Raw genomic sequence first — 11,624 nt, 5'->3', positions numbered from 1 at the left:
AGAATATTTTACAGACTCGAGATTATCCGTAAAAGACAAGACCTCGATGAGATCAAACTTCTACTGATAGATTTTATGGCTGCTTTCGAGCTTTCAGGCAACCCTATTGTAAATGTTAAAGTTGAACAGCTTGCTGATGACTTACCTTAATTACCGTTGTGTTAAGCAGCCACTTTTATAGCAGCTTGGCAGATCACTATTGGTAAAGACTTGCACTCCCAGTATTCGATGAAAATATAGTTTGCGACTGAAGACAAATTACCTAGATTTATTCATTTCACGAATACCTTATTACGGGAATCGTAGTACGTAAAATTAAGTGAAACTGCAAACAACCAGATTAGGAGTTGACCAAATGAAGAAGCCAGTAATAACTTTCTTTTTAGCCATGATTCCGAGTATAGTTACCATACTTTTATTGATCGAATACTTTCCTTATACAGGTCTTGGAAGAATTGTAAGTATTCCAATATCATTAATTTTAAATATTGCTATTTTGTTATTTTCTCTGCTTTTCACGCAAAAAGTAAAATCAAGAGAATCCAAAAGTTTTATTTGGATTGCAGCCATAACAATAAGCGTGTTGGTTGCGGTTCTTTTGCATCCACAAGAATACTTACCTAGCGTTTTAACGCAACTTCGAGAACTGATTTTTCCCGTAGCACCTCAATGATAAGCGAGAACGTTTCTGGCATCCTCGCTGGAACGCTTGCTAGAATGCTATTAATTTTCTGCCTAATCTCGTCCATTTTGGTTTCGTATCTGACCGCGTTCTGCTGAATATCTTCGTCAAACTGACGTGGGTTAAACTCGTACTTACTTGCGCCCATTACAGATGATTTTCATGCCATATGACACTTCCTAACTATTTTGTAAAATCCCCCATCTACTCGTGTACACTGCTAAACTGAAGAGACTATACGATGAATGCTGAAAGGTGATATTAATGGATTCTATGGAACAAGAATTTGAAAGTAGAGCAATAGTTCGTCATAACCTTTTATTATTCACTGCCCTTGATGCCATCACTGTTATAAAGCGCTGCGAAGAACTGAAAAAGAAAATCCACGGTATCGATGCTTTCAGATTGAAAGAACAGTATATTCAGCCTGTCATGGAAGAAAGCATTGATTACTCAAATACTCCTGATAATTGGGCCGATGCAGTGCAATTTATTAAGACAAGATTGAATAAAAATTTGGTATTTGAAATTGTTTACGATTGATCGCTTTTATGGATTTTCTTATTACACATTGTGTTAAAATTGCTAATAAATTCGCACACAAAGGTGATTGGATGGCATTAACGCATGAGTTTTTCTAATTAGAAAAGAGCATATGAATCAATTTTCGCCCCCTATGGAGGAATTGTTAAGATCCATGATGATGTGATTAATTACATCTATGATTCTTTAAAATGGATACCAGCATTTAACCCTTCAACACAGGAATTCCACACAGGTCTTAACTATCACGACGAAACAATTATTCAAGGCGATGGTGCTATTTTATTTAAGAACATTTGCCTTTCATGGGCCGAATTGTTCTCGCTTGCTCCCCATTCTTTTAAACTTACAGGTCCGTTCACCTGGATAAATGGTGAGAATATTGAGACTGGAAAGTATGAGATGATACATTGTGAAAGAAAGGAATTGACGTCTCTTTTCATGGAATTAGCTAACCTTGCTGATAGAACATCAACAGACGAATACTGTATTTTGCATCATGGCATTTAGCATATTGAGCAATTTGTTAAATTACGATCTGTAATATTCGGAAAATTACTATTTTTATAGTTTCCTACATATGTTAAGATGTATTGGATGGTAAAATTTACCTTTTATTGGAGGTGATTAACTATGTGGAAGAAACTCCTTAAAACAATCAGCTCAAAAGGTAACCCTTTCCCTTGCGAAAAGCAACCTGGCTGTATACGTTGGCCCGATTTGCCTTATTGCATCTGCACTTAGATGTAGCTAATCTCATGAAAGTTCCAAGAAGGCTGTCCCAAAGCTATGAAGTGGCAAGGGATGGTCTTTTTTATCGCTTATCTTTATCATAATTGAGAGTTTGTAACTACAAACTAAAGCCACTTACTGCATCATCAATTAAATCATGAGTTATACCGATATAGCGCAGCGTGATCGACGGGTGTGAGTGATAGAAAATCATCTGGAGTGTCGCTATGCGCTTTGTTCGCTGGTAGAAATGGAATCCAAACGTCTTCCGTAGCGTATGTGTGCCACCAAGAACGGCTGGCTGAAACGATTTTTTACTCCCGCACCCACAAATAGAAAAACCCCTCGCACCTACAGGCACAAGGGGTTTCGCTTATTAATAAGCAGTCATGTATTGCTCGCGCTCCCAATCGTGAACGCGTGTGCGGAACATATCCCACTCAATTTCTTTCGCTTCGATAAAGTGTACCAACGCATGCTCGCCCAATGCTTCGCAAATCACCGGATCTGCTTTCAGGCACTCGATTGCTTCCTTCAGAGTAGCAGGCAAGTTCTCGATACCGTTTGCTTCGCGGTCTTGCTCGGTCATCACGTAGATGTTGCGATCAATGGCAGGTGGTGGCGTAAGCTTGTTTTTGATTCCGTCCAAACCAGCTTTCAGCATAACTGCCAACGCCAGGTATGGGTTCGTTGCAGGGTCTGGGCTGCGTACTTCAATACGCGTGCTCAAGCCTCTGGAAGCAGGGATACGGATCAATGGCGAACGGTTTTTCGCAGACCAAGCTACGTAGCAAGGAGCCTCGTAACCAGGAACCAAACGCTTGTATGAGTTTACGAGCGGGTTTGTGATCGCCGTAAAGCTGCGAGCATGTTGCAAAATACCTGCCAGGTAATGCTTCGCTGTTTGGCTCAGGCCCATTACATCTGATTCGTCATAGAAAGCATTTTCTTTACCACGGAACAGCGATTGGTTCGCGTGCATACCGGAACCAGCTACGCCGTACAGAGGTTTTGGCATAAAGGTCGCATGCAGACCGTGTTTTTGCGCGATGGTTTTTACCACCAGTTTGAACGTCAAAATTTGGTCAGCTGCTTGGAGTGCATTTGCATACTTGAAGTCGATTTCATGTTGACCTGGAGCTACCTCGTGGTGAGAAGCTTCCACTTCAAAGCCCATTTTTTCCAACGTCAATACGATATCACGGCGGCAGTTTTCACCGGAGTCGAGTGGAGCAAAGTCGAAGTAACCACCTTGGTCGTTCAGATCCAGCGTAGGTTCGCCTTTTGCGTCCAGCTTGAACAGGAAAAACTCAGGCTCTGGACCTACGTTGAAAGCTGTAAAACCCATTTCTTCCGCTTCTTTCAAAGCACGCTTCAGGATATAGCGCGGGTCTCCTTCGAATGGAGAGCCATCTGGCATGTGGATATCACAGATCAGACGTGCAATTTTTCCAAACTCATTGCCCCACGGGAATACAACCCATGTGTCCAGATCAGGTACCAGGTACATGTCGGATTCCTCGATGCGAACGAAGCCTTCGATGGAAGAACCATCAAACATCATTTTGCCATCGAGTGCTTTTGTCAATTGGGACAGGGGGATTTCTACGTTTTTAATGATCCCCATCAGGTCGGTAAACTGCAGTCGGATATACCTTACGTCCTCTTCTTGGGCCATGCGCATGATGTCTTCTCTTGTAAACTTGCTCACATTTCTCTCCTCCTGTCTCTAAATCGGCTTTCTATCTAGTGGAAGAAGCGGGAAAGCTCTCCACGTATCAATGCACCCTCGCCATGGCGGGAGGCATCGCGATACATAATCTGTTGCCTTAGGAGCTGATGCAGCTCTTTGTCGGACATGTCCTTGCGTTTCTCTTCGGACGTCGTGGAAATCTCTGTTTGTTCCATAGCAGGCTCTTGCATTTGCAGCACTTGCTTGATCCCTGCAATATTCAGTCCTTTTTCAATCAGAGCCTTGATCTCCAACAAGCGATCTACGTCGTTGAATGAAAAGAGCCTCTGCTTCCCTTCTGTGCGGGCGGGCTGAATTAAGTCGTTTTGTTCGTAATAACGGATTTGCCTCGCAGTGAGATCCGTCAGCTTCATGACGATCCCGATGGGAAAGAGGGCCATATTCCGGCGAAGGTCATCACTCATGACTTGTCCCTCCTGTTTCGTATTTCTTAGTCTTATTCTATTTTATAACAAAATCCCTGTCAATAGATGTTAGATAATATTACACAGAAAGTTATGTACAGTTTTTTACATGAAAAAACGGCATCCTCCATCATCTAGAGAATACCGTCCATTCCTTGCGCTTTTATCTTACTCACCCGGTATTTCGAGTAAGCCTTTTTCCAGCATCCCGTTCAATGCCGTCAATATCCCCACTTTTACGTGCGAGTACGTCAATCCGCCTTGAACGAAACCCAAGTAAGGTGGACGAATCGGTCCATCTGCCGAGAATTCGATGCTTGCCCCTTGAATAAACGTGCCTGCTGCCATAATCACAGGATCAGCGTATCCAGGCATTTCACTCGGATAAGGAGTGACGTGTGAATCGACTGGTGCGGCTTTTTGTATTCCTTGGCAAAACGTAATCAGTCGTTCAGCACTGCCGAATTCTACGGATTGAATCAAGTCTGTCCGCGGCTCATGCCACAGTGGATTCGTTTTGAAGCCCAGACGTTCCAGCATCGCCGAAGAGAATACCGCTCCCTTTAAAGCTTCACCCACTACGTGTGGCGCCAAGAAAAAGCCTTGGTACATCTCCAGTAGCGAGTAGAGCGATGCACCGCCCTCTGCGCCAATTCCCGGGGCTGCCATCCGATACGATGCAAGCTGAACCAAATCCTCGCGTCCTACTATATAACCGCCAGTTTTAACCAAGCCGCCACCTGGGTTCTTGATGAGGGAGCCTGCCATGATGTCTGCACCAACATGCAGTGGCTCTAGCTCCTCCGTGAACTCTCCGTAGCAGTTGTCTACAAATACGATCAGATCAGGCTTGATTTCTTTTACAACCCGAATCATTTCTTTGATTTTTGCAATGGTGAAAGAAGGACGATCTGCATAGCCTCGCGAACGTTGAATCCCAATGACCTTCGTCTTGGGCGTAATCGCTTGTGCGACTGCCACAAAATCAATTTCACCTTCTGGCGTCAATGGCACGTAGCTGTAGCCAATGCCGTAATCCTTGAGTGAGCCCTGCCCTTCGCCGCGCACACCTACAACTTCTTCAAGCGTATCGTATGGTTTGCCCGTAATATAGAGAAGATCATCGCCAGGGCGAAGAATCCCAAACAAAGAAATCGCAATCGCATGTGTACCCGAAATAATATGGTTGCGCACCAATGCCGCTTCTCCACCAAACACTTCGGCATAAATCGATTCCAGCGTTGCACGTCCGGAATCATCATAGCCATAGCCTGTGGATGTTGAAAAATGAAATTCATTGACCTCGTGCTTTTGGAAAGAACGCAATACTTTCAGCTGATTCGTATCCACCAAAGCGGAAATTTGACGATGTCTCTCTGAGATCGTCGCTTCCACCTCGATTACGAGGGGGCGAAGCTTTTCTCCATGGGAAAAATATGAAAACATCTGTTACTTACCAACTCTCTTCAACAGTCTCTGGTTTATCCAGGAGGAAAGGAGCAATCCTGCCATATATCGGATTATCCTTGTTCACACGGACGGTGATCAAGTAGGCCGCTTCCTCTTCATTAAATTCTTGTTCCATCTCTACTCCATCCCGATGCAAAAGAGAGAGAATATCTCCCCGCTCGACTGGAACCCGCAGCTTCATTTCATTGAAGGATTGCAACGCAAATGACTCAATCCGGGCGAGCAATTGCTTCAGGTCATTTTCTCGCATGGCAGAAATCAAAATCGATTCGTCTGCACGCGGCAAGTAAGAGCCCTCTGTAAGCATGTCTGCCTTGTTGAAAACGACTAGATGCGGAATTTCCTCTGCTTTTAGCTCACGCAAAATCTTGTCTACGACTTCCATGTGTACTTGGAAATCAGGGTGATGACTATCCACCACATGCAGGATGAGGTCTGCTTCCTTTACCCCTTCCAGCGTCGAACGGAATGCAGCTACCAGACTCGTCGGCAAGTCTTGAATAAAACCAACCGTATCTGTCAACAGCACATCCAGTCCGCTCGGCAACTCCAGTTGCCTTGTCGTTGGGTCCAAAGTGGCAAACAGTTTGTCTTCCTGCAACGTGTTTGCATTCGTTAGCTTGTTAAGGATCGTCGATTTCCCAGCATTCGTATAGCCGACCAACGCAATCTGGAACACATTGTTTTTCTTCCGACGCTCCCGATGCAATTGTCTCGTCCGAACGGTATCCTCTAATTGCTGCTTGAGTTCACTGATCCGCTTTCGGATATGACGACGGTCGCTTTCCAGCTTGGTTTCACCTGGACCACGCGTACCGATACCGCCCCCGAGACGGGACAGCTGTTTCCCTTGCCCGGCAAGCCGAGGCAGCAAGTAGTTGTACTGCGCCAGCTCTACCTGGATTTTCCCTTCACGCGACTGTGCACGCCCTGCGAAAATATCCAAAATGAGCTGCGTGCGATCAATCACTTTGCAATCAAAAACTTTATCCAAATTACGAGTCTGACTTGGAGACAACTCATCGTTGAAAATGATGACGTCCACATCCAGCTCTTCAGCCCGTTGCGTGATTTCATCAATTTTTCCTGTCCCCAAATACCAGGCAGAATCAACCCGGTCCCGATTTTGCGTGATGACGTCCAGTACTTCTACACCAGCAGTAGCAGCCAGCTCATGCAATTCTTCCATGGAAAGACGGGTTCTTTCTTCATCTCGGTTATCTAAATAGCAACCAACCAGTATGGTCGTTTCTTTCGTTTTAATCAGATCGTTCACCGATTCACGCCCCTTCATGCACTATCATACCACATTTTGCCCAAAACGTTACGGCAGCGGCGCATGCCAAGTAAAATCAACTTGCGTCATGGGTTTGTTGCCGTATTATCTGCGAAAATCTCCTTCACCAAAAGCGGAATGACTTTGCTAATCGCTTTGCGGAGTTCCTTTTCATCATATTCATCAGACAGGGCATCCGCCTCTTCCTTAAGGAGATCATCATGAATGCGGAGATTCAGATTTTTCAGGATTACCCCCATGTCTTTTACGCCAAATGATGCAGGCCAAGCCGCTGCGCTTCCTTTTCCACGATAGCGAAATCCACATATTCGCAGGCAACGGTATCGTACATATCAAATAAAATATATTGTTTTTCATACTGAGAATATTTGATTTTATGCGGATTCAACCACTCTCCGAAATAAACCATGCCCGCCACGATTTCCTCTTTCGGAAGCTGTTGTGTCCATTGAAAAAAGCCGTGCAAATTCTCTTCCTCATGCAATTCCATATTTCGAGAGAATGCCCGGATACTGTTGGTTTCTTCATCGTATCGAAAGCTTGCGTTTGCTCCTTCAAGCTTTTCTTGAATAATGATGTGATCTCCTTCCCTCAATACACCTTCTGTCGTTTGATGGCCGAGACGCACGATGTCCGTATATTTCTTTTGCTCCATCTTGGTCCTCCGCATGTTCGATAAAGTTCATCATTTTGGAAGATTATATCATATTATGGAAATTGAAATGGGAGTCGTAAAAGAAAACAGAACGACCATCACTCTTCACTCACGGAGTAATGGTCGTTTACCTTCTGGTGCCGATTTTTATGTGAAATCTCCAGATTTTGGTTTCATCAATTCTTCTTTGGTTAAATGACTCGCTTTTAGCCTCACTGCTTGCACACGGGCTAATTTTTGCCTTGGATTTGTAATTGGAGAATGAAGGAAGTACTCTCTTCGCTTTTTAGCTAAACATTCAGACAACAAAGAAGTCATAGTCCTTTGGCTCCTCACTTCGATAAAGGCTGTAGATACATCCTCCAGAAATGATTGCTTCTTTCTCAAACTGACCTTTAAGGTCTTCAGATATTAATCCTAAGAACATTTCCTCTCGAAATGCAATCTATGCTCTATGTATTTACACTTGTTTTGATTCAATATTTCGCTCTCCCTCTACGCCTGCTCTATTTCATCAAGGGAATCAGAGATAAATTGTAGTTTATCATTCCAGATCCCATTTACTTATCCATCTATAAAAATGTTATACATTCCAGTTATTACGTGTTGTGGATGTAACTCAGCCTTCCTCAAACACTCAATCATGAGTGCTTCTTCTAAATCAACTTTTCATTTAGTCTTTGTTTTAAAGGTGTTTTGCAACTCGGACAAATATGCGAACCGTCGTTATACGGATACTAGCAGAATTCATTAAAGCACTGTGGACACCTTACTATCTTCATTGATGTAATTATTTATTTTTACATTTTAAAGACGTTTCTGTCTACACAAAGTAGACAACGTATTTTGAGATAAACGCATTTGCAATCAAATATACTAGAGTAACATAGATAATAAATATTGTAATATCCAGTGCTTTATTTGTCTTACTTCGATTATTTAACCCCAACCTTTTGACACCAAGATAAATGATATAGAGCGCCACAATGTAATATATGAAATAGCTAAAATAAAAAGGCATGGAATTTCCAAATGCATGTCCATCACCTAGCATATAAACAAATACTTTTCCGAAAAACAAGAAAGCCCCAGAGAGCAAGTATATCATCAAGTATACTATTATTTTCTTCATAGGATTTACCTCCTTGCTAACACACGCCTACAAACGAATTCTAACTGGGCGTGTGTTAGTATTTCGAAACTATTTACCTGTTATTGTTTTGATACCTGTTTCTGCTTTTATGTTGCCAATATAAGTTAAATATGCAACACTTTCATTAGATTTAGCAGCAGAAACGATTCCATACAAATATAACTTTTTTGTGTTTTTAGAATCAGGCGCTCCAACTGGTGATCCGCTGTCTCCATTTACAACTTTAAGCCCAACCTTTTTCTGGTTTTTTAAATGACCGCCAAACGCATATACACTTTCATTTGTTCCTTGTACAAATCCACACATTTGAGTATCAGATTGACCTAATGATGTACACACTCCCATACCTTCCCAATCACTGATTTGCTCTCCAATAATTTGATATCCTGCTTCATCATATTTACTGCCAGATGAAGTTAAGATGTTGTGAGTAGTCAACCCAGATTTAACTTTAACCAAGGATACATCTACTGAGCTACCCCAGTGAAATAACTTTGTATGAACGGTGCCAATTAAATTGTCTTTATCGTAGCTTTGGAAAACTTGCTGCCCCGTACTGTCGGCGCAGTGCCCTGCTGAAACTAAAAAGTAAGTAGAGCTATTTGAATCTTTTGCTGAGAAGCCATTTGTGCAAAAACCGCTTCCTGAAAAATTCATTTGAGCTGCTCCCGGAACTGGTCTAACCTTTATTTGTGCCCTATCTATCTTAGGCTCAATTTTTTCTGTTTGTGCAAACTTAATTAATGACTCATCCAAGTCCATTTTTCTAATTGATTTTTTGTTCAAACTTTTTTCTACACTATCTTTTGCTTCACTTTCATCTTCAGTATAGCCTACGATTACAGACTGATCTTTAAAACTAGAGGAGATGTTTACTATGTTTTCCTCTGATTTATCAATACTTAACGAAATCTCTTCAACAACTTTATCTAAGTCTTCCTTAGAATATTTCACTTCGTCATATTCAACCTCTACATCTTCCCCCAGTATGTCTTCAACTTCATTCAACTCTTCTTTTTGAGGGATGGAATGGAAACCAATATGAACTATCCCTCCGTTTTCTTGATCAACATATAGACCCGCATAGTTATCATCAAACTCCTTTTCTAAATACTTGATTAGGTCAGGTATGCGTTTCTGAGTCTCCATCCTATCCCAGAACTCATCTTCATCAAAAGGAGTAACATAACGCACTTTATTTTCCTTTTCTTTCCCTTCAGCAATGATCACACTAGATAGTGGCAAAATAGATATTGTACCAACCACCATTAAAGTCAGCACAACATTTTTCAATTTCATAATATATGCCTCCATAGGTATTTTTAAAAACACACCAAATATAACATATATTGGAAACAGCAACAACGCCTGCTTGTTTTAGCACATAAGACCACCACTTCGATTAACCAGAACATCTTCAGCATAGCAAACATATGAATTTTTTGTTTGAATGGTACGAAGTGTTATATATTTTTCTGCTAATCGTAATAGCCCATGTTGGTGCAATACCATACTTATTCTCTTTAAGCGCCCAAAATGGTATGCTCAAGTGTTGAATGAAGGTTTGGACAGGAACTATTTATGTTTGAGCTTTATAAGACTGGTTTATTCACTGTCGTTGCTTCGCTTTCATTCTTTACAACAAGTGCATTTGCTGACTATCTCGGAGGTAAATGGGATGTATCGAATATCCTTTATGAGGACATTAATCTAAAATCAAAATATTCTAGAGTGCTCTGGACTGCTGTTGATAAATGGAATGGTATAAGTCCAAATATGGATCTTTCACCTGTGGATACTGACGAAACTGGCTATGTTAGTGTAAAACACCCTTCAAAAAAATCAGAAGATTACATGAAATCTGCTCAAATATATGGTTTAGGTGTACCTTATGATGAATTTGGTAGAGAAGGTCGTTCTCCTTACGCTTCTGCCGAGGTAATAATTTCTGCCAGTATGTGCGATAGCCTAGACGAAGACGATAGGATTAATACAATAGCACATGAATTCGGGCATATACTTGGTTTAGCACATACCTCTGATACGAGTGAAGATTCAATAATGGATAATAATGATGTTTTTGACTGGGACATTGATGGCCCAACAAGGTATGACAAAAGAAACATTAAGGACCTCTATAACGACTAATATAGAAAGGGCGTGTAGTTAATGAAAAAATTAATCACAATTATTTCAGCGGCAGCTTTAGTTGTTGGGGTAGGTTCAGCGCTAGCTTTTAAAGAAATCAAGGAAACAGCACACGTAGACTCTCATAGCAATGCTTTGGCTAAAGTATATAAATCAACTGACGAGTTGGTTGAAAACTCAAACGTGATTATCAAAGCAAAATTACCTAATGAGTACAGAAAAGAACAAGTTTCTGAAATAGTATTTTATGTATATGATGTTCAAGTAGATAAAGTATATAACAACGAGACTGACCAAAAGATTTCAGAAGGTGATACTGTCGAAGTTTATCGTGTTATTGGTTTCGACACTGGCGGAGGTAAAGAAATGGCTGACATAGTAGCACCTAAATTTCAAGAATTAGAGCAGGGTGAATATCTCTTGTTCTTAAATGGTAGTTACGATGAAGATCTTAAGAAGCACATCTTGATTCCAAATTCACCTCACCAACTCTATAATTCCGACAGCTCAAAAGGTTTGAATTCTAAGAAATCTGTTGATAGTCAATTTGAAAGCATTTCTGGGGTCTGTCAAGAATTTTGTGTAAACTCCATCAACCGATATATGAAAAGGTTTCATCCCCCTAATTGTGATATCTTTTTCGGAGCCAACAGAGTCAAGGGCGTAAGGCGAAGCGAACCCTTGACGTGTTGGTGTAGGAAAAGACAATCCCTTCGGGGATGAAGCCTTTTTTTTAATTGTTAACGGATGTGTGGGCGTACGCGATCCTCAAAGAAAACAGATAGCT

General features: G+C 41.6%; 13 protein-coding genes and 1 pseudogene. 4 read left to right on the top strand and 10 right to left on the bottom strand.

The window, feature by feature from the left end; all coding sequences use genetic code 11:
• Window positions 1-355: 355 nt before the first annotated feature.
• Entirely contained in the window at window positions 356-673 is a 318-nt protein-coding gene (locus tag C7R93_RS29980; RefSeq protein WP_146142453.1) for a hypothetical protein, read from the top strand.
• A gap of 273 nt (window positions 674-946) precedes the next feature.
• Window positions 947-1,225, top strand: a complete 279-nt coding sequence (locus C7R93_RS29870) for a hypothetical protein (protein ID WP_106842176.1) — start codon at window positions 947-949, stop codon at window positions 1,223-1,225.
• Window positions 1,226-2,075: 850 nt separating this feature from the next.
• On the opposite strand, the pseudogene C7R93_RS30900 reads toward C7R93_RS29870, so the two are convergent.
• The 10 genes and pseudogenes from C7R93_RS30900 to C7R93_RS29825 all read right to left on the bottom strand — a co-directional run.
• Window positions 2,076-2,243: pseudogene (locus C7R93_RS30900) on the bottom strand (site-specific integrase); the annotation flags it as partial.
• A gap of 90 nt (window positions 2,244-2,333) precedes the next feature.
• Window positions 2,334-3,668, bottom strand: coding sequence for a type I glutamate--ammonia ligase (gene glnA / locus C7R93_RS29855; RefSeq protein ID WP_106842174.1), 1,335 nt, complete (start codon window positions 3,666-3,668; stop codon window positions 2,334-2,336).
• Window positions 3,669-3,703: 35 nt separating this feature from the next.
• The gene (locus C7R93_RS29850) at window positions 3,704-4,114 is read right to left on the bottom strand and encodes a MerR family transcriptional regulator (RefSeq protein ID WP_106842173.1); all 411 of its coding nucleotides are present in this window, start codon (window positions 4,112-4,114) and stop codon (window positions 3,704-3,706) included.
• Window positions 4,115-4,282: 168 nt separating this feature from the next.
• Window positions 4,283-5,560: a methionine gamma-lyase family protein gene (locus tag C7R93_RS29845; RefSeq protein ID WP_106842172.1), complete on the bottom strand. Its 1,278-nt coding sequence runs from the start codon at window positions 5,558-5,560 to the stop codon at window positions 4,283-4,285.
• Between the two features lie 7 nt (window positions 5,561-5,567).
• A complete protein-coding gene (gene hflX / locus C7R93_RS29840; RefSeq protein WP_106842171.1) occupies window positions 5,568-6,860 on the bottom strand; it encodes a GTPase HflX in 1,293 nt (430 codons plus the stop codon).
• 86 nt (window positions 6,861-6,946) lie between these two features.
• Window positions 6,947-7,120 (bottom strand): hypothetical protein, encoded by a 174-nt coding sequence (locus C7R93_RS30895; RefSeq protein ID WP_244191701.1) that lies wholly within the window; start codon window positions 7,118-7,120, stop codon window positions 6,947-6,949.
• 5 nt (window positions 7,121-7,125) lie between these two features.
• Complete coding sequence (locus C7R93_RS29835) at window positions 7,126-7,536, bottom strand: RNA ligase family protein (protein WP_244191700.1); 411 nt, start codon at window positions 7,534-7,536, stop codon at window positions 7,126-7,128.
• Between the two features lie 147 nt (window positions 7,537-7,683).
• Window positions 7,684-7,854: a hypothetical protein gene (locus tag C7R93_RS30145; RefSeq protein ID WP_158264063.1), complete on the bottom strand. Its 171-nt coding sequence runs from the start codon at window positions 7,852-7,854 to the stop codon at window positions 7,684-7,686.
• Window positions 7,855-8,359: 505 nt separating this feature from the next.
• A complete protein-coding gene (locus C7R93_RS29830; protein WP_106842170.1) occupies window positions 8,360-8,668 on the bottom strand; it encodes a hypothetical protein in 309 nt (102 codons plus the stop codon).
• A gap of 69 nt (window positions 8,669-8,737) precedes the next feature.
• The gene (locus C7R93_RS29825) at window positions 8,738-9,988 is read right to left on the bottom strand and encodes a chymotrypsin family serine protease (RefSeq protein ID WP_106842169.1); all 1,251 of its coding nucleotides are present in this window, start codon (window positions 9,986-9,988) and stop codon (window positions 8,738-8,740) included.
• Between the two features lie 282 nt (window positions 9,989-10,270).
• Here C7R93_RS29825 and C7R93_RS29820 point away from each other — a divergent pair, with 282 nt between their 5' ends.
• Both C7R93_RS29820 and C7R93_RS29815 read left to right on the top strand, forming a co-directional pair.
• A complete protein-coding gene (locus tag C7R93_RS29820; RefSeq protein WP_106842168.1) occupies window positions 10,271-10,837 on the top strand; it encodes a matrixin family metalloprotease in 567 nt (188 codons plus the stop codon).
• Between the two features lie 21 nt (window positions 10,838-10,858).
• Window positions 10,859-11,560, top strand: a complete 702-nt coding sequence (locus tag C7R93_RS29815) for a hypothetical protein (RefSeq protein WP_208637865.1) — start codon at window positions 10,859-10,861, stop codon at window positions 11,558-11,560.
• The last annotated feature ends 64 nt before the right edge of the window (window positions 11,561-11,624 follow it).

This window comes from Brevibacillus fortis, from assembly GCF_003013395.1.
Classification (GTDB): Bacteria; Bacillota; Bacilli; order Brevibacillales; family Brevibacillaceae; genus Brevibacillus; species Brevibacillus fortis.
The sequence above is the reverse complement of the archived record's forward strand: the minus strand, read 5'-3'. Positions and strand labels throughout refer to the sequence as shown.